This is a genomic window from Candidatus Villigracilis saccharophilus (assembly GCF_016711665.1).
Genome location: NZ_JADJSO010000014.1, coordinates 101,082 through 121,356, shown reverse-complemented (window position 1 = coordinate 121,356; position 20,275 = coordinate 101,082). Strand labels below are relative to the sequence as shown.

General features: G+C 48.9%; 11 protein-coding genes. All 11 read right to left on the bottom strand.

All coding sequences use genetic code 11. The annotated features are described in order from the left end of the window. Positions 1-64: 64 nt before the first annotated feature. Positions 65-1,924 (bottom strand): glycosyltransferase, encoded by a 1,860-nt coding sequence (locus IPL17_RS05920; RefSeq protein WP_345306152.1) that lies wholly within the window; start codon positions 1,922-1,924, stop codon positions 65-67. A gap of 7 nt (positions 1,925-1,931) precedes the next feature. Next, complete coding sequence (locus tag IPL17_RS05915; RefSeq protein WP_345306151.1) at positions 1,932-3,761, bottom strand: glycosyltransferase; 1,830 nt, start codon at positions 3,759-3,761, stop codon at positions 1,932-1,934. A 141-nt stretch (positions 3,762-3,902) separates the two neighbouring features. Continuing rightward, positions 3,903-4,928: a methyltransferase domain-containing protein gene (locus IPL17_RS05910; protein WP_345306150.1), complete on the bottom strand. Its 1,026-nt coding sequence runs from the start codon at positions 4,926-4,928 to the stop codon at positions 3,903-3,905. A gap of 446 nt (positions 4,929-5,374) precedes the next feature. Next, a complete protein-coding gene (locus tag IPL17_RS05905; protein WP_345306149.1) occupies positions 5,375-8,206 on the bottom strand; it encodes a hypothetical protein in 2,832 nt (943 codons plus the stop codon). A 575-nt stretch (positions 8,207-8,781) separates the two neighbouring features. Beyond that, on the bottom strand, positions 8,782-12,603 hold the full coding sequence (locus tag IPL17_RS05900) for a glycosyltransferase (protein ID WP_345306148.1): 3,822 nt from the start codon (positions 12,601-12,603) through the stop codon (positions 8,782-8,784). Between the two features lie 132 nt (positions 12,604-12,735). Continuing rightward, complete coding sequence (locus IPL17_RS05895) at positions 12,736-13,671, bottom strand: NAD-dependent epimerase/dehydratase family protein (RefSeq protein WP_345306147.1); 936 nt, start codon at positions 13,669-13,671, stop codon at positions 12,736-12,738. A 23-nt stretch (positions 13,672-13,694) separates the two neighbouring features. Further along, complete coding sequence (locus IPL17_RS05890) at positions 13,695-13,841, bottom strand: hypothetical protein (protein ID WP_345306146.1); 147 nt, start codon at positions 13,839-13,841, stop codon at positions 13,695-13,697. Between the two features lie 341 nt (positions 13,842-14,182). Next, positions 14,183-16,369 (bottom strand): hypothetical protein, encoded by a 2,187-nt coding sequence (locus IPL17_RS05885; RefSeq protein ID WP_345306145.1) that lies wholly within the window; start codon positions 16,367-16,369, stop codon positions 14,183-14,185. A 410-nt stretch (positions 16,370-16,779) separates the two neighbouring features. Beyond that, complete coding sequence (locus IPL17_RS05880) at positions 16,780-17,031, bottom strand: hypothetical protein (protein WP_345306144.1); 252 nt, start codon at positions 17,029-17,031, stop codon at positions 16,780-16,782. A gap of 74 nt (positions 17,032-17,105) precedes the next feature. Next, positions 17,106-18,662 carry a DUF2142 domain-containing protein gene (locus tag IPL17_RS05875; RefSeq protein WP_345306143.1) on the bottom strand — a complete coding sequence of 519 codons (1,557 nt, stop codon included), beginning with the start codon at positions 18,660-18,662 and terminating at the stop codon, positions 17,106-17,108. 36 nt (positions 18,663-18,698) lie between these two features. Continuing rightward, positions 18,699-20,108, bottom strand: a complete 1,410-nt coding sequence (locus tag IPL17_RS05870) for a sugar transferase (RefSeq protein WP_345306142.1) — start codon at positions 20,106-20,108, stop codon at positions 18,699-18,701. Positions 20,109-20,275: the final 167 nt, after the last annotated feature.

Here is a 20,275-nt window from a genome sequence, read left to right as displayed (position 1 = left end):
TGGCAGCATACTGGCATAGGTATTATTTATAAAAAAATCATACTCTTGGAAGCGTTGAGAATCATCATGCGCCGAATTCTGCCAACAAAACTTTCTTGTTTAAATTAAAATTCTCATACCTAACGGTTGTATTCTTTACAGGGAGGTCAAAAGCTCCTTCCAGCATCTGAACGAATTCTTTTCCAACAAACTTAGATTCATCGAAAGCATCCGTTTCATGGCAAAGAATATCAATGGCTGCGGAGGGGAAGATCCTGTTTATATATGCAATCGTATGAGCCGTAAGGTTTTCCCCGCCCCCCATTGTAGGAAGATATGCATTATATACACAAACTTTTTTGACAGAGGAAGCAGCAACCCTAGGCTTCACCCTAGCAAGTCTAAGCAATGCCGCGCCATCGCTTTTTCTCTTAACAATAAAGCGGATATATAATCTCTTCGCAAGAAATTTCGGAATCTTCATTCCAAAAGACGCCAGTACTTTAAGATGGGTTTTTCTATTTACGCCTCTTATCAAACCTTCATAAACAATCTGGCCGGCATACAAAAAGAGCACTTTCAATAAAAAGTCAGCACGTGAATTTTTCAAGTGTATGAGCAGTTTGTTTCTTAAAACCAGAAATGTAAAAAATGGCGACCACTCTCCGGATGTTGCAGCGTGAACATGATATACAACTGATTTCGGTGCAAAAATGATCTTCTTGCCATATAGTCTTGTGCGATAACATAAGTCCATATCTTCATAATAGGCAAAGAAATCCTCATCCAGAGCTCCAATTTCTTCAATAAGGGTTCTTTTGATCAACATACTAGCACCGCATACAGCCATAACTTCTCTGGTTGTATCGTACTGTCCCTCATCGGGCTGATGGGTGCCGATATCTCCACCGTCCCCCCTGTCAGTCAAAAAGCTCGCCGCATTCTGTATCTCATTCGGGTTATGCTTAAATAATAATTTTGACCCTACTATTGCCACCTCGTTATTATTATCGGCAACCGCAACCAATTCCGTGAGCCAGTCCGTCTCGACGACCGTATCATTGTTCAATAAAATTATATATTCTGCAGAGGAATTCTTTATTCCAAGATTACAGCCACTCGCAAATCCAAGATTTCTTTTGGCTGTGATCAGCAGCACGTCCGGATAGGTGGAAGAAACAAATTCGCCAGAGCCGTCAGAAGACGCGTTATCCACCACAATAATTTCGTACTCTTCACGCGGAAAATCGAGGCGATACAGCGAATCGATACAATCGCCCAGATATTTTTTTCCGTTAAAGTTGGGGATGATAATGGACACTTTTCTTGAGACGCCATTAAGAAGGCGGATCTCAGGCCGGACCTGATTACGAGATTTCAGCAGGAATTTCTGAAGACGTTCAACCTTGAACAGGCCGCGAATTTGAGCAGGGAATCTACGGATCTTGCGCACTGGCCATAAAATAACATTCGCAGCGCGCTTCAACAACCATTCACGACGATCTCTGGGAGGGGCGAGGAAAACACGGATCTGGCGAAACAAGAGCGCGATCTTCCAAGCCTTGCTAATCACAATCTCGTGGAGCTGTGACTCTTTCTCAGCAAGTTGAGCCTGAACCTCTGCGAGCTGCGATTCTTTTCCCGAAAGCCGCGCCTGTACCTCTGCGAGTTGCGATTCTTTTCCCGAAAGCCGCGCCTGCACCTCTGCGAGTTGTGATTCTTTTCCCATAAGCTGCGCCTGTACACGATTTATGGAGACCTCTCTTTCAGAGAGCATGGACCGTTCCTTCTCGGCGAACTCGCGCAGTACAACCGTGTTTTCGGCAGTAATACGGGCTATTTTTTGATCGCGCTTTGAAATCTGCTCCAGGAGCTGCTGTAATGCTTTTTGCAAAGAATCAAGATCTGGATCATTCTGCCGTTCGTCAAGTGTCTGTTTATTCATATCTTAGCTATCCTTCGGATTCCTTCAACGCAACTTGCAGAGCGGTATTGAAGAGGGTTTTCAAAACCGACAAATCAGTGATTCTCAACGACGCGTCTTTCACCGTCATCAGGGAGATCACCCAATCAAAGGCGCGGTAGTGCGGGCGGTTAACATATTCAAAGATCTTCCCCATCGAATAGACATCGGAAAAACAGCCATCCGGCGATCTTTCATATCCGCCCAGCCCAAAAGGCGCGAAATAGTGCTCGTGCTCAGAGACCGCCCAGCCAAAATCCTGCAAGATGGGTCTGCCGCCGAGCATTAAAATATTTTCGCGGCAGATATTGCGATGGGTCACAGCTTTTGCCTGCAAAAGCACAAGCATGTTCAAACAATGAAAAATAAAGGTATACAACTCTGTTACAGAAGCGTTAATAAGAGGCAACGCATCGTGTAAATTTTGGAGTTGGGATTTTCCAAAGGTGATGATCGAATAGCCGCCTTCAGACCGCGCCTCAATAAATTGGGGGAAATAATCGCTTTCAAATCTGGAGAGAAAGCGGGCTTCCCGTTCAGCCAGGTCAAAGCTTGTCTGTTTGTAAACAACATTATCCTTCTCGTAAACAAGGCTCCAGTAATCGGCACCATCATGACAGGTTAGGAGTCTGCTGGAAACAAGATATTCATCAGGCAGGATGAGAGGCAAAGGCGTTGATGCATGCCCTTGATCTTGAAATATCGACTGAATGGCGTCTTCAATTGATAACATACGCTCGTCCCAGGTATTTTGACGGGCAAAACTTAACCGTTTTGCCACTTGAGTCGGCGAATAATCACCCAGGGCATGCTCGATCGCCTCAAGCCATTCACTTACAGAGGAGGCCAGCCTGACATATTCCTGATAATAGCGCAGTTCATTTAGATCTGTAGCAACGATCGACTTCCCGGCGCTCAAATATTCAAAAAGTTTTACCGGGTTGGTGGCTTCGGTAAGCAGGCTTTTCTTAAATGGGATAATACACACATCAAAGTGCTGCAAATACTCCGGCAAGAGTTCGTAAGGCTTTTCCCCAAGCAGGAAAACATTACTCATTTCCCTTATGCGGGAGACATCAGCACTCTCCAGCCTTCCGATCAAAACAAATTCCCAATTGGGTCTGGCAGAAGCAAGGTTGTAAATCAACTCGGTATCCAACCAATCAGAAATCGCCCCATAATACCCAATGATGGGTTTGCCCATATCAATTAATTCGTCAGGTAATTTTCGGGACGAATAATTGAAGTGGTCAAAGTCAGTACCGTTCGGCACAAGAATGCACTTCGAATTTAACTGGGACTTCTCATTAAAAAGCAGGCGTGATGTGGTTAAAACAAGATCGCTATTTTTTATCAGCTCGTCCTCAGGTTCAAGCATGTAGGAGGTCACATTGGAGAAACCGCCAAGGTGATCCATGGAGTTATAAAACACCTTCCATGCATATTTTTTTTGCAACTCCATAACCACGGGAGTCCAAAACGGAAGATCCACAAAGCAGACCGCCTTCAAAATGTTGAATTTTTCCCGCAACAAGTCGACTTGATCAAGGAGGGTGTCTTTCGAATCCGTATCCAACTGATCCGCATTATTGTCTTTTGGAACAAGGAGGCCAAACTGCACATCAAAAATGGGTATATCATCCCGAATGGACTGGTACACGGGCTGCGTTCCATGTAAAAAATAAGTGCGAAAATAAAATACCCGGTGTCCATGCGCGGCCAGCTGAGTGGAAATATGTTGAGGCCGTTGAAAGCGATAAGGCCAGTCAATCACTGGAAACACAAGAATATCGGGGAAATCGAAATAATAGTTTTTCATTTTTACCTTACTTTTAAATTCCAGCCGGGCTCGAAATCATTTGAATTCATTACAGAAGTTGAACAAGTTTCCTGCATATTATTTAGAGCGGGGATAATGCGGAAAAAGTTATCAGCGCAAGCCAAGATCATGCCTAAAGGCTCAGGAGACTCTTAACCGCATTCGCCAAATATTAACGATCGTTTTCCAAAGATAATTCGCCATCAGCGCCAAATATTGACGATTGGAATAAACTCCACGTCTTTTGCGGGCTTTCTCCTCCCGAAGATCCTCTATTTTTTGATAATATGTCAGGCGCGCCGCATCAGAGAGAACGCTTTTATTCGGTTTGGCAATGAAGTAAGAAAAGAGAGGGGGCACCTGCTTCGAATTGGAATATTCCCTATCATATTTCAATATCTCATCAATGTAAAAATCCAGTTCTTCTGCGGGGACATTTTTTAATTTGGGGTTGTGAGTGAGCAACTCGTAGGCTATGCCGCCACCGGTATCATGCCGCTCAAGAATCTCAAAGTATCTTGAAACAGACTCGATAATCAGCTCGGAATGGATCGCCTCGGTAGGGTCGTCGAACACCATGGTCGGCAGATGCGGTTTTATGATGGGCGATTTCCTGACAGAATGCGGCAGGGAACGATTAACACGATTAATAAGATACCACTGCCTAAATGGGTATTGATTGCGGTGCGGCCCAATATAGTCAAAATTAACCAGAACCCCATTTTCCTTGAGTGCCGAACACATAATGCGGGATAGGCGGTTTATATATTGAACATGGTGCAGGGACGCGACATTAACAATAAGGTCAAATTGATTCTCATTGAAGTCAATCCCATTGACATCCGTCCGAAAATAGGAAATTGGACGCGCACCCTTTTCCTTCTCAGCAGCCTGAAGCAGATTCATGGAATAATCGAATGCCGTGACGCGCTTAACCATACCCAGGTCTATAAACTCCCGTTCCACCCAGCCGTTACCGCAATTCAAAACCAAACCATGCTCAAATGGCTGTTGGCAGAAACGCTCCTTGAAATCCTGTACCCACCACTTGTTCCTGTTTCCGGTGAAGTTCTGACACATATACTCTAGAACACGGGGGAAATCGTTCCAATACTGACCTTGATAGTAGACCTGGCTGTTCTCATTTACAGCAGTCTGTACGTTCATGGATATCCATCCTTCTCAAGACATATTCTTTGGCGGCAGGCTACCTGAAACAAAGGAGACCACAAAAAGACAAGGCTATTTCCTGACCGAAGGAAATATTATACTTTACCCGCGCCGGCTAAAAAACATAAGGAGCAGCAGGGTAATCACATTAAAAAAATACCTAAAAATAACCATGTGCCGTTCGGCGCACCTGCGCTGCACGCCGCAGTGAGCAACTCCAATCAAAGGATTTTCGTTGAGAAGACCCCTCGCAAAGACGACCGGATTTTTGACCGTTAAAATCCATGCCCGTAGGAGCAGACCTTTATTATGGGTCCATGAGAATATTGATTATCGAGGCTATAGTATATTGAACGCACCACTCAAATGAAATGAGCTGCAAGGTCGTGCTTTTAACCGGCACAGCCTTGCAGCTCATTTTTTACGAAGATAATCGGGAACCTTTACGGATTACTGCCATCCCAATTGCCGGCAATCGGCATGTCGCCTGGAATCCCCAACGCGAACACAACATCCGCAAAACCTATCGTATTGCTGTTTCGCAAATAGAAGGTTGCGCTGCGATAAACACCGATCGTATCAATCCCATCGTTGTTCCAATCACCCGTCACAGGCTTGTCGCCCGCCAAGCCATAGTTAAGCGCAATATCCGCGAACCCGCTCGTGTTCAAATTCTTCAGGAAGATCACACCGTTACTCGGACGGAAGACCCCGGTCGTATCAACTCCATCCCCATTCCAATCCCCGGCAATGCCCACATCTCCAACATTGCCAAGATAAAAACTTATCTCAGGCAAGCCGATCGTGTTGGTATTGCGCAACAAGAATTGCCCGGTCGAAGGACGATATACCCCTATGGTGTCAACTCCATCCCCGTTCCAGTCACCCGCGATCGGTTGATCGCCGGGAGCGCCGAAGGCGATGGTTAAGTCAGCGAAACCAAGCGTGTTGGAATTGCGGAGGTAGAAAGAGCCGTTACGATAGATGCCGATCGTGGCAGTGCCGTTGCCATCCCAATCGCCTGTGACAGGGTAATCTCCGCCCAAGCCATAGTTGATCGCGACATCGGCGAAGCCGGTTGTGTTGGCATTCTTAAGGTACAAAAGCCCATTGCTCGGGCGAAATACACCGGTGGTGTCGCGGCCAGTTGCAAATGTATCAACCGGAATGACCGAGACAGTGGTCGAGGCCGCGATCAAAGCACTCGCGGCTCCACGGGCATTGACAATTATTGTGTATTGCTTAAAGTTGGTCAACCCGGTCAGGGAGAAAGTTGTGGCAGTCCCGGCATTGATCGGCTGTCCACAATTCCCTTCATTTGGGGGAGTGGCACCCGAGGCACAAGTGACAACGATCTCATAATTAACAAGACCACCCGCCAAGGCGCCCGTGCCTGATGTCCAATCCAACTGCGCGGTCGCATTTCCACGATAGGCATACAGGGTAAGCGGCCAATACTCATACGCACCAAGATCAGGAACATTATTATATGGCCGATTTTGCTTATCAAAATCAAGGGTGGCTGTGCTGCCCGCGGCCTGATCCTTTGCCGCAGAATCCAGCCTCAGATGATAATTGTAATTAGGCGAGCCCGGCGAGATAAACCCGGCAGATGCAGCGGAAAGCAGGGGCAAGCCGGTAAAGGTTCCAGCCGCCAAAGGCGAACCATTCGTATTTGTATCTTTGGTGTTGCCTGAAAAAAGGCCGCGATTGAAATTGACGGTATTGCCCGACTGGACAAGAACTGCCACCGCCCCCGCCCCTCCTTCTGTGTGGTGGGCAATAATACTATGGTTGACATTCGCTGTCGTAGATGGTATGCCTGGCGCGGCAAGTACCAAAAGGCCCTGTCCAGAAACGAGCGCCGGCCCCAACCGGTTTTTGGCGATCGTCGTGTGTGAGATCGTGGCAGTCAGCCCTTGAACCTGAATCCCACCGCCGCCGCCGCCAAGCGTTGTGCCTCCAACACTACCCATGGTCACATAATTATCCGCGATGATCGAATTTGTGACAGTAGCGGTTGCAGATGCGCTTAATTTGGATCGCCACAAATACAGCCCGCCCCCGCCGCCCCCGCCAGCGCTACCGCCGCCACTTGTTGAATTTCCACCAATCGCGCTATTCGAAACCGATTTCAGCCGATCAATATTGGATGGGGAGTTGAATATTAATACTCCTCCGCCTGCTCCAAACCCTCCAGTTGCGGCATTTCCGCCTTTTGCTGTATTGCCAGATATAAACGCATCGGTCATAACAAGTGTTGAAGAAGCATCCTCACAAAAAATTGCGCCACCATAACCGCCGCCGCCAGTAACAGCGGCATTCCCGCCTACGGCCTGGTTATTAGTCGCGACAATGCGGTTTAATACAACCGAACTTACCTCCAACCCGATCCCTCCACCGAGAGCATCCGCATACAACCCGCCGCTCGCCCCACTTCCAGTTGAATTCCCCGCCTGAGCAAGATTATTTGTAAACGTAGAATCCTCGACGGTCACCGTGGAACCATATATAAATAAAGCGCCAAAAGCCAACCCTCCCCGATCCGGTCCCACCCCACCAAGGGATTGATTGCCGTCAAAAGTCACACGCTGCAACAAGGAGCTTGTTCCTGTTATTGATGACTCAATTCTTAAACCCGCACCAGCAGCTGCGCCACCAGCCCCTGCGCCTGTATTCGCGCCTAAGGCCTTGTTATTTTTAAAAACCATATCCTTCAAAGTGATGGCGGCCTTTTGGACCCACATTCCCGCCCCAATTCCGCTGGGATCGCCTGGATACGTTGGTCCCAGTACCTGACCGTTCTGGATCGTGAAACCCTGCATATCAAGGTGTGTAGTCGTGGTGTTAAATCCAATAACCGCAACGCCGCGCCAAGCATTCTGGCCATCAATCACAGTCAAATTTACAGCTGGGGCCGCCGATATCCAATTGGCGGTTGAGTAGCCTCCCAAAATAGTCAGGCTCTTGTCCACGAAACAAACCACAGCACGCGTTTGAAGAAATGAGCAATTATCTGCTCCAGCATTATAGGTATAGCTACCCTGCGCTACTAATATTCGGTCGCCAGAGACCGATTGATTAACCGCATATTGGATGGTACGGCAGGGAGACGCAGAGGAACTGCAATTGCCGGCATCTGTGCCGCTAATTGCGACATAGCGCGAAGACGCCTGTGCCGACGCACTGTTCGTGACGCCAAAAAACGAAAATAACATAACAATTACGCAAGTGAATAAAAATATTCTCTGCGGAATCCATTTGATGGTGTTCATAAATTTACTCCATTTAACATTACCTAATTTAACCCACGGTCTTATGGGCGTCAAAGGAAATTACAATATGTCCCAAACTTGATGGAATGGGATCAAATGCAGTTCCTGAACCCTTTTATCCAAGCTTTTTCGAGAGTACACAATTGAGGTTTGTTACTATATTTTAATCGCTCCACTGAGGAATAACCTTAGTGTCAGTTAAATTCCTGACCACAGTTTTGTAAGCATAATTCGAAATAAAAGAGAAGCAATCCTACAAGCCCTTCATGGTTTTTCCAAGTATTGGAAAATCTTAACGTGAATACACCTTAAAAAATCGCGAAATTTTCTCATTCGAGGAACATCTGCAAGATTCACGTGCAGCGCAAGGGTTCGCATTCCAAACATGCTGTGAAATCAATACTTGTCAAGCAACACTGGGAAAGCCGTAACAGCCCCGCGGTAAAACACCACATCTTTATAACAAGGCAGTTATCCTCAGAATAAGAAAAACCATTTTTTATGGATGAACAGCGCATCTCTGTCAACAGCTTTTAGACCACTGCAAAAAAATTCCAGAAATGAACTACCCAATTTTATGACTTCTGGTTTTCATGCAACTCGAGCGCATTAATGATCTGCCTTACGCGCACTTCCCAAGTGTTCTCCTGCGCGGTGTGGAAAAGCTGTTGAATATATGAGGAATCACTGACCAGCGTGAGGGCATGTTCCAAGTGCATAATGAACTGCCCGGCATCGTGAGCGACGAAGACACCAGGGTATTTGCGGCATTCAGGCATATCCGAAGTCACGATCGGTTTTCCCGCAGCCATATATTCGAATAATTTTATGGGTGATGTAGCGAGGGTAATGTTATTGACCAAAAACGGGATGGTGGCCACAGTAAAATGGCAAAGATACTGCGGCAGCTGCGAATAATCACGAGCGCCCAGCCAATGAATATTGGGCATGGATAAAATATTACTGGCTTTGAGCGTACCATCATGATCCGGCCCAATCAAAACAAAATCCCAATGCGGATGCTTTTGCGCCGCCTGACGCACAAGGTCATAGTCAAACCAGCGGGCAAGCGCGCCGTAGTAGCCAATGACAGGGCTGCCTGTTCTTGTGACCGCTGCAAGATCAGGGGGGATCGAGCTGTTTGTCTGAGAAAAATGTTTCACTTCGGCCGCGTTGGGACACAGGATGGCGTCCGGTCTTATCCCTTCCACCTGCCGCATGAGTCTGTCAGCGGTTACCAGTACGACATCCGCCTCTTTGAGCAGAATATCATGACTCGTACTTAATTCTGTTTTATCATGATGGAAGACATCCAGATCATCTATGACTTCGTAGACAACAAGGGGCTGGCGAAATTGGAACAAATATTCACGGTTATACGGTAGCGTAAAAACAAGCGGGCGTCTCACGAGATCAAAGACCGCCCAGGGGGAATCGGACAAATACAGGCCGGGGCTTACCTGCTTAAAGCCCTTTACATTATCAAAATTATCAACGGTGCAGAAAAAAACAAGGTATCCCCTTTCAGCAAAGGCCCTGGCCAATTGATGAGGCCGCTGAAACAAACTGATATTCCAACCGATCGTCGGCGGAAAAATCACAACTCCAGGCGCATGCGGATGCGAATCCAGAATATTTTGAAGGTCCGCAGCGAAGCGGCGGTTATCAGCCAGCGTACTGAAGACATGCTGTTCCCATTTTACATGCCACTTGGCCTGAAATTTTTCCTTATTTTCTTCAAACAAAGCAAGATAGCGCTCATCCCCCAATATTTTGAAGCCTGACTTGCCAAAGTGGTGAATAAACACATCCTCCGCAACCGCGATCCTGTAGCCCGCCTGGCGTATGCGCAGGGAATAATCATCGTCTTCAAACATCCCGATGCCAAACTGCTCATCCAAGGGACCGATCTGCCGAAAGACATCGCTGCGCCCGACAACACAATACATCGCCAGCATTTTGATGGGGGTTAATATATTCGATCTTTCCTGCGCCAGCTTTGCCGCGAACACATCCAAGGCCTCGGCGTCGGTATAAGGCATGACCACGCGAGCCTCGTTATCAACGCCATTTGTTAAGGATCCAACCAGACCCACCTGTTGATCCCCCAGGTGGGCGATCAATCTTGAAAGCCAGATCCTGGTTACCACTGTGTCATTATTTAAAAGTGAAATATATTCACCGTGCGCCGCGGCAATCCCCAAATTATTTGCCCGCGCAAACCCTTCATTTACCGCATTGTAAATTACTTGAATATTTTCATGTGCGGCTGCAAAAGACTTAAGAAACTGCGGGGTTGCATCGGTCGAAGCATTATCGACCACGATCACTTCGAAATTCGGATATATCGTCTTTTCGCAGACGCTCTTCAAACACAGCTGTGTATATTCGAGATTGTTATAGGTGACGATGATGATACTCACTTTGGGGAACAGGGTTGGGAGCGCCTGTTTGACCCGCTTATAACGATCATCCCATGTATCCCGGGGCGAAAAATAAATACTTTTAAGAGCCGTCTTTGATGAATCATCGAATTCATCTTGAACAAAACGAGAAGGTGAAACGACGATCCACAAATCGCTTTTTTGAATGGGACCAGAATCCTTGTGCGGGGTCCCCTCCGAAAGTTCACCGCCCGAGCGGGGAACCTTCACATCATTAGAGATGATTTTCCATCCAAAGTCTTCCCGCAGGGAATAAGCCACGGAACTCCAAAACGACTGGTCTACAATACAGACTGCGTCAACGATATCAAGCTCGCGGCGTAAAGAACCAAACATACGGCGAATATTCGCGGTCATTTCCCCATCCAACGAATCAGCGGCGATATTAAAAGGACCTGACAATTGAACGTCAAGCCCGGCCGCTTTAACGGAACGAACCGTAATTTTCGGGTCTTTTTTATAGGTTGAATATATGTGGAAAACGCGATGGCCGTCCCGAGCAAACCCTTGCGATATTTGCCGGCGCCTTAGAAAACGGAAACTCCAATTGAGCGTTGACAGTAGGATGACATCATATGACGATGGAACAAGATCTGCAGTTGAAACCGCCCGCAGGTCAAGCAAAGACCCTGCGGGAGGGCTATTTTGAAAGCGGTCCGGGATCAACTTGCGTTTAATTTTTTGTATGGTTTTTCGATATAAGGAACCCAAGCCATCATTCTTCCAGACCCTTAAGCTTTGAAAAAACATTTTCAATAATCTTTCGAGCTTTCCGCCAGAGGGGGCGATCTTCAGGCGCAGCCGTCGAAAACGCGTTATCACGGACCATGCCATACTGCCGGTGATTTCCGCCATTTGCCGATCTTGAGCGTGAATGCGCGACAAAAGCGCCTGGTTCTCCCGATGGTTCTCCCGGTCCTTCTCCGCCGATTGGGCGGACAACGCTGGTATCAATTCCGCAGAAAACACATCGTATTTTGCGGTCAAACCGACAAAATCAGTGTGAGTAAACCGGTAAAGTTCCTTGATCTTTTGCGCCCTGCGGGAATCATTTAAAGCTTCGAACAGCAAGCGCAAGCCGAACAGTTTCACATAATTAGGCGTGCCAGACTCCAGCGCCGTCATCCCTAACGCGAAGCCGAGATCAAAGCCTTCCGATCCAAAATACTCGACAGATCCGGGAAATATTTTTATAAAGTCCTGCGCGCTTTTTATATCACGGTAATGGTCAAGGATCAGAAAGAGTTCAAACACTCCGCGAATACGGGTCTCGGGACGATAAACGCTCGCATTCGTTTCATTGGAACGAATGCGGAAACGAATCAGTTTTTCCGGTAAAACATGGATCTCATATTTCAGGCAAAGGCGCACCCACATATCGAAATCATTGGCCTGCCCCAGTCCATGACGATAGGGGCCGCAATCCTGATAGCAGGACCTGCGGATCAATACACTGGGGTGGCAAAGCGCATTGCCCTGATAAAAAAAGCGATTTAGCCATTCATGGCGGGTACGGTTGGGTTGATCGAATATCTTATAGTAAAAATGAGAGACATCCCCGAACGGTTCGCCGTTTTCCCCGATCATGCCCACCTTTGTAAACACCGCGCCAAATTCCGGATGTGTATCCAGAAAAGCCACCTGTTTCTCGAGTTTGTCCACCTCCCACACATCGTCAGAATGGTGGATGGCGACATATTCCCCGCGAGCCACATTTGAAACGGCCTCACGAAAATATGACATGAACTGATTGGTCTCATTTCTAAAGGTCCGAATCCGTTCATCTGTATATTCAGAAATGATATCCCACGAATCATCAGTAGAAGCATCATCCCAAATAATCAGTTCAAAATCCCGATAGGTCTGCTTTAAGACGCTTTCAATCGATTCGCGAATATATTTGGCATGGTTATAAGATGTTAAGATCACAGAAACTTTAGGGGGGATTTTCACGATTCACTCTCAGCGGTCAGGTAGTTTATGATCAGATGTTATATCATTCAATTTTGATTTCATCTTTTATGATAACTTCCGCCCGTTTTTTTGACAATCCCAGCGCGAGAGCGGCACATGGCTACAGCAAAATCACTGATTATTTTTTTGATCGCGCATCATCCATTCATAGGCGGATAAGACGCCCTCTTCCAGCGGAATTTTCGGTTCCCAACCGAGGTGCAATTTCGCGCGGGAAACATCCAATATATTGACAGGCACATCAAAGGGGCGCCCCTGCAAGTACTTTACCCGCAATGGAATGCGGGTGATATTTTTAATCACAGCGAGTATGTCATTCAGGCTATGCCCACGCCCGGAGCCGATATTAAACACCTTCAGGTCTCCCTGGTAGAGGGACGCTTGAAAAAAGGCGGCCGCAATATCGCTCGCATATACATAATCACGCAAAACAGAACCGTCCCCCCAAATGCCGATTTCCTGCCCGGCGGCAGCCTTGCCTAAAAAGGCAGCGATCGCCCCCTGAGTTTGGGCCATGGGCTGCCTTGCTCCGTAGGCATTGGCAATACGCAAAATGCAATAATCCAGGCCATAGAGAGTCCAATATAAATGTAAATATTTCTCGACCGCCAGTTTTATGATCCCATAAGAACTGATCGGGTCGGTGGGGTGACTTTCCTTGATGGGTATTTCGCGCGGAACCCCATAGACCGTACCCCCGGAAGACGCGAATATGATCTTTTTTAAACCTGCACGGCGCATCTGTTCAAGCAGCTGCAGGGTGCCAATGAGATTGGAATCAACATCGTAACGCGGGTCTTCAATGGAGGTCTGTGGAACCGTGGTTGACACCAGATGATAGACCACGTCACAACCTGAGAGCGCGTTGCCGACATGACCAGGATCGAGAAAATCGCCAGTCATGATCTTTGCCCCGCGCTGACCGCAATAATCCAGATAGCGGGCGCGCGGTTGATCAAATACGCGCACCTCCCGACCATTCGCGAGCAAGGTGTCAACAAGATGGGATCCTAAAAAACCACCCCCGCCAATCACTACAATTTTCATTAATCCTTCCGTCACAACCATGGCTATTCAATCAGACGCAGGCGCAGAAACGACCCAACAAGCGCGGTAATGAGGGCCGGGGAAATTCCAAAGCCAAATAAAAAAACATGGCTACGCCAGGAAACAAGCATAGCCATGACTCTGGCAGAACGATCGCAGTCGGCTTTCATGGTTCTTCTCCTCAAAGTTGAGTTTCTTTTTAGTGGCTTTGGAACGCGAATTCAGCAATTAGCAATGGCCGAATAATTCTTTAAATTCCATTGTATTGTGAAATTCGCATTCATGTTTTTATTTGAGAACCCTGTGTTCTTCCAAGGCAGATTGCCAAATCTACGATATGTTGTTGCGAGGCGGTTTTCCCTGGCAGCGCCCGCCTGGGCAGGTGTGCCGAAGCAATCTCCACTTACACAGACAAAGCTCATACATTTGGAGATTGCTTCGTCGCACAGAACGCTCCTCGCAAAGACATTTTCCTGACCTGGGAATAGCCGTAAGTCAGCCGTTGATATCCCTACGGGAGGGCGTCCCAATTCCCGGAAATCGGCATATCGCCAGGATTCCCGAGAGCGAAGACAAGGTCGGCAAACCCGATCGTATTTGAGTTACGCAGGTAGAACTGGGCATTACGGTAGACTCCGATCGTATCTATCCCGTCGCCATCCCAATCGCCGGTGATCGGCTTATCCCCGCCCAGCCCATAATTGAGCGCGATCTCCGCAAAGCCGGTTGTGTTGGTATTCTTCAGGAAGATGATACCGTTGCTCGGGCGGAAGACGCCCGTGGTATCGAAGCCATTCCCATCCCAATCCCCGGCGATGCCCACATCACCCACATTCCCAAGATAAAAGCTCATGTCGGCAGGACCGCTGTCGTTGGTGTTTCGCAGCAAGAACTCCCCGGTGGAAGTACGAAAGACGCCAATGGTGTCTGTGCCATCGTTATTCCAGTCGCCGGCGATGGGCTGGTCACCGGGCGTGCCGAAGGCAAAGACAAGATCCGCAAAGCCAAGGGTATTGGAGTTTCGCAAATAAAACGAGCCATTGCGATAGATGCCGATCGTGGCCGTACCGTTGCCGTCCCAGTCACCCGCTACCGGATAATCGCCGCCCAACCCATAGTTGATCGCCACATCTGCATAGCCAGCCGTGTTGGCATTCTTCAGGTATAAAAGCCCGTTGCTGGGACGGAATACTCCGGTCGTAACCCCGCACGAGATCGTTACGCCACAGGTGATGTTCAATTCGATATAGAGCGGAGTCAACCCGACGCTGATCGAAGGGGATGGGGTGACAGAGTTACCAAGCGCATCCCAAACGGCCAGAGGCGTGCCAAAGGGAGGAGCGACCGAATGCGAAGCACCATCCAATGACCATAACACCATAATGTGACGGGTCCCCAACTGGAACTCGTAGCCTTTTACACCCGCATAATCAGTAACATCGCGCAGCACGAAAGCGTTCTGTAATTCACTACGGGCAAATTGAAAGGCTGTGTAGGCCGGACGCGGAGTCAGGTTGGAGTTAAGCAAGGCCGAGTTATTCCAGCCCAACACGCTGAACCAGATATTTGCCCGCAGCCACTGAGAGATGGCGGCGGCGTAGCTCTGCGCGACATAGCTGGCCTTGGTGGTTTCAAAGTCCGCATCGTTGCTGCAGAGGGTACACAACAGCGCGGTCTCGGTGTTCATCAGGAATTTACCCGAGACGCCATACTGGCTTAATTTGCTTTGAATGAACTGCGCCTTGGCAGTGACCGACGGGCCGGTTGTGTTCCAGGCGCTTTGCCAATTGGGATTACTATATTGTCCCAATTGGTTCAGGTAAAAGTCATAGGCGTGGAAGCTCACCCCGTCGAAGTAAGGCCCGCCGCCATTAAGCAGGATGCCTTCCAGGAATTTACCAGGGATGGGGGAATTGCCAACCGCAGCACAGCCTGCGCCCGGGCGCGGATCACAATCCATCAAGAGACCGCCCAGCAAGACCTGGGCCTGCGCGTCGGCGGCCTTGATCTGCGGATAGGCCGCCTTCAACATATCGGCATAGTACCCGCCGCCATAGTAGGGGTCAGCGTTATCGCCCCAGCAGCCATAGACGCTGTCAGCCGCAAAATAGGAGGGGTCTATATCCGGCTCGTTCCATAATTCCCAGTATTTAACATTATAAGGAGCGACGCTATAGCGCGCGACCAATTCGTTCATAAAACCGGCAAAAGAAGCCAGCTTATCGGCGCGGACCGGGCCGCAGGTTGAGCCGGAGCCCGCAATCTTACGAGCCCAGTCCGGGGTGCTGCGTACGATCAGGATCACCTGAATGCCATTGGCGGAGGCGGCCTGCAATTCAGCATCTAGACTGGCCAGCGCGCCCCAATTACGCACACCTTCGGTAGGTTCCACCACCGACCAAAGGACGCCGTTGCGGCGAGACCAGGTGGTATTGGCGGCCGCCATTTGGGTCAATCCGCCGGCAGGCGTAAGTTGGGCCATTTCGGCCCCGAAGACCGTCTGGAGCACAGGGGCAGCGCCCATCTCAGACAAGGTTTTCGTAATTTGTTGGCCTGGACGGGCGGCCATTTTATGACCAGCTTTGCCTGACAGGATCAACGAAGAGGCGGAGGCTGCGTTCGACCTGCCTAAAAACGGGGAGAACAGCAATACTCCCAGCAGAATCACTATCATGATACGGGTTGATCTTGAACTCATTTTATTACTCCTTTCCATTTCTCTTTTGCTAGTCTACTACAAAATGGATGTTTATTACATTCCTTTGAATATCCATTTTTTGAACCGCGCAAAGAACGCGAAGAAACCCATATGGGTTTGCGAACTTTGCGATCTATTTAACGTCAATCATGGAGAGCGAGGCATCGCTACCAAGTCATGGCCGAGAGCCTTCGGCCGCTGAAAAGCGCTCCCTCAGGGAGACATGATTTTAGCTTATCGGAGAGGCTCTTCGCTGCGCTCAGAGCGACAGCGCACAGGACTTTCTCAAAGTACAGAAACCATTAATGCGAACTTCACGAATATACGAATTCAAGGAATTTCAAAAGCATGATTCGAGCCATTCGCTAATTCGCTGAATATTTCCGATACTGTTCAAGGTAGTCCGGGGATCATCTTATGTAGTAATAGTAGGCAATACTATAAACAGAGGCAAGGTCCAGACCCAGAAAAAAGAGAGCATATACCCAAAGCTTTACGCGCGGAGAAAGGTGTACCCAGCGCTCCAGAAAATATGCGATCTCAAGCCAGCCCGCATTTAACATCAGCATGGTAGGGATGATGACCGGGTATGCGTAACGGGCAACTGGAATGAAAATTTCGGGACCAATCAGTGATGAGATCCCCCGTAAAAATGTTTGCACCCATATTCCAGCCAGGACAATACCCAGGAATAAAACAGATTCAAAGATGCGAGAATGACCTCGGCGAAGAACCCCTAGAATACGCCACCAAACCCAAACAGGGTAATCATCTGCAGCAAGAAATAGAATTGATTTGTAAAAGGTAAAAGGGAAACATGGCCCCAACCAAATTTAGCCCAAAAAGTTTGTAAGAGATTCTGAGCCGCGGCATGATAATACCAACCTGCCCCACGCCAATCCAAAAGAAGACTAACCTCCTGCGTTGGAAAAAGTATAATCCGAGAGAACTCCAGACTTAATTCTTTAGCCCATAACCGAACGGATGGTCCAGCGACTTCTCCTGAAGCATTGCGCAATAGGTTATGAAATGGAATTCCTCCCCACTTTCCCTGCTGAGCCAAAGAATCATCAAATTGAGGGACTTCATTCAGCGGGCGGAGACCTTCAACCAATACAAGGCCATCATAGTAAACTGTTATTGTTTCTACATTGCCTATACCAGCCGGCGACAGCATCACCCGTGCAAAATTAGCATCCTGTGCTAAAGGAAAAGTCATAGCAAAAAAAGTCGGCGAAGTATCTATTTTAAATCTCTGTGATAAGTAGGAATCTCCATCAAAAAGGCTCAGCGCATCGCTGGTTAGCGGCTGGGAAGCCCAAATCCAAGCGCCTAGCGTAACGGTTTTACCTCTTAGAGCACTGAACTGCTCAGAAGGTAACAATTGAAAAATTGCGGGCCTCGGCTCGTTGGGCGCAATTTCTATTTGCATAATATTATTCCCGAGCGGTGCATCTACAGAGCGTTTTGAAATTTGGCTTTCTTGAAAAGTGTCACGCCAACGACCCCAGAATAAAGCATCATTCCATGAAAAAACAGAAATCGAAATAGTTATCGTGAGCAGCATGAGTACCACCCAAGGCACCCAACGCCAGCGGTTTCGAAATAAGACTAAAAGCAATACCAGACCCAGCAAAGGCAGAGCCAGGATAACCGTCTCTTTCGTCCACAAACATAATAAGGCGGCAGCGCCGACCCATAACAAACCAGGAAGGGAAAAACCGCGGCGGATGAGGCGCAGACTGCCCCACAGGAACAGGCAGAAAAGCACGACCGCGCCGACATCGTTGTTGACGGAGGTCATCAGGTCGGTAAAGCCCGGCAGCAGGGCCATGCTGAGCGGCACCATCCAACGCAGGATATGGTCGTCGGAAACCAGTTCCTGCAGCATGCCCCACGCGCACAGAATACTTAACAGGTACAGGCCGAGCGAGACAAAGCGCGCAGCATACAACTGCAGGGTGACATCCCAGGTTGAAAGGAAGCGCAAAGGCAGGGATGCGAGTAAATAATATAAGGGCGGGTCGCCAACCTGTGAGACGCCGATCCAAACGGCTTCGTTGCTGGCTTCCAGATCCGGCAAAAGAGCCATGCCGCGAAAAAAATCATGTTCGATCATCGAGGCGGCCAGCGCGCGGCGCAGGGGCTGGTCAAATTCGCCGCTGAGCGGCAGGCCCGGGCGGTTGGCGATCAGCCAGGCATACTCGAAGTGAGCGGGCTCATCGTAATGCTGCCAGGGGGGCACCAGAAAAACATAGAGCAGCCCATGCAAAAGCCCCAATATCAGGATCAACCCCAATGAGGGTTTGCGCACGAGACGCGTGATCAATTAATACGCCCCCTTGCCGCGCAGCACGATCCAGAAGGTGCGCATCAGGATGTAGAGATCCAGCCAAAAGGAGTAATTCTTAACATAGTACAGGTCTTCCTCGGTGTGCAGGTGCATGGGCTTGTCGCTGCGCCCGTGGATCTGCCACCAACCGGTCAAGCCCTGCGGGATGGCGAAGCGTTCACGCTGCCAGGGTTGATAATTTTTGACCAGCTCCGGCAGTTCCGGACGGGGACCGACCAGGCTCATATCCCCATTCAAAACATTAATTAACTGCGGGAGTTCATCCAGGCTAAAGCGGCGCAAGAAACGACCAAGGGGGGTGACACGCGGATCACCCTGCTGCTTGTGCAGGATGTTGCCATGCACGTCGGTTTTCGCAACCTGTATAAATTCTGCGCCAACGACCATGGTGCGGAATTTATACAGGGTAAAAAGGCGCCCGTTCTCTCCGGCCCGGCTTTGCTTGAAAAGAATTGGACGCCCGTCAAAGATGAAGATGGCCAATGCCACAACTGCCATAACCAGAAAGGCCGGGATGACAAACACACCGATCACCAGGAGATCAAATACGCGTTTGATCATGCGCTGATACTCGCTCAAAGCGGCGGCGTTCAGGTCGAGCATGGGCAGGCCGGCAAACTCGGCAAGCCTGGCCTGATGCAGGGCAAGCTCAAAATAATCGGGGACGATCCAGACGCGCACGGGCAAATCCTGCAGGGATTCGACCAGCGCGTTGACATGATTGTAGGCCCGCCGCGGAAGGGCAATGACCAGATCATCAATATGTTTTTCCTCCACGATGAGGCGGGCGGCGAGGATCTGCCCAAGCACGTCGTCCTGAGAATTTAATTTTTGCGGATCGTCATCCAGAAAGCCGATCAATTGCATGCCGTTCTCAAAATACGAAGACAGGCGCTTTTCCACGATCCTGCCGACCGGCCCGGCCCCGGCAATGAGCACATGGCGGACCCGTTCCACATCCCGATGCCAACGCCAGTACAGGGGGCGCGCGATCAGACGCCAGATCAACAACATCAGGTAGGCGGCCAGGACAAAGGTAGTGAACAAGGCACGCGAGACATCACGATAGCTTAAATACATGACGCCGGCCAGGGTGATGCCAGCCAGCGCGGAACTAAAGGTCAGGCTGGTGAATTCATCCACGACGCGCAGGTTCTTCCTGCCGTCGTAGACCGAGAAAAAGATCATCAGAACGACCCAAACCAGCGGGAAAAATATATAGAGCACAAGCGGCAGGTCGAGGAGATCCGGTGTCAGATGCTGGACAGGCAGGTATGCATCGAGAAATGGCCGCAGGGATTGGCTGACCCAGAGCACCGCTGTGATAACAAAAAGGTCCATAAAGAGCGCAAAGATTGCAAAGTTAACTGAAAATCGTCTGATCATGTTGCCGCCTTTCTCAAGAAATCGAAACATCTTATCTGAATCACTTTCCTGAAAACTTCTTTGATTATCCTAAAAACAACGAAGGGATTTCAAATACATAAAAGAGGCAATTCTCCCAAAAGTTGCGGCTCGCAATGATGTTGAAACGTATAACAGTTTTACCAATA

Coding starts and splice junctions, on each gene's coding strand:
- IPL17_RS05920 (WP_345306152.1), bottom strand. CDS start 1,924: ATGAATAAACAGACACTTGACGAACGGCAGAATGATCCAGATCTTGAT.
- IPL17_RS05915 (WP_345306151.1), bottom strand. CDS start 3,761: ATGAAAAACTATTATTTCGATTTCCCCGATATTCTTGTGTTTCCAGTG.
- IPL17_RS05910 (WP_345306150.1), bottom strand. CDS start 4,928: ATGAACGTACAGACTGCTGTAAATGAGAACAGCCAGGTCTACTATCAA.
- IPL17_RS05905 (WP_345306149.1), bottom strand. CDS start 8,206: ATGAACACCATCAAATGGATTCCGCAGAGAATATTTTTATTCACTTGC.
- IPL17_RS05895 (WP_345306147.1), bottom strand. CDS start 13,671: ATGAAAATTGTAGTGATTGGCGGGGGTGGTTTTTTAGGATCCCATCTT.
- IPL17_RS05890 (WP_345306146.1), bottom strand. CDS start 13,841: ATGAAAGCCGACTGCGATCGTTCTGCCAGAGTCATGGCTATGCTTGTT.
- IPL17_RS05885 (WP_345306145.1), bottom strand. CDS start 16,369: ATGAGTTCAAGATCAACCCGTATCATGATAGTGATTCTGCTGGGAGTA.
- IPL17_RS05870 (WP_345306142.1), bottom strand. CDS start 20,108: ATGATCAGACGATTTTCAGTTAACTTTGCAATCTTTGCGCTCTTTATG.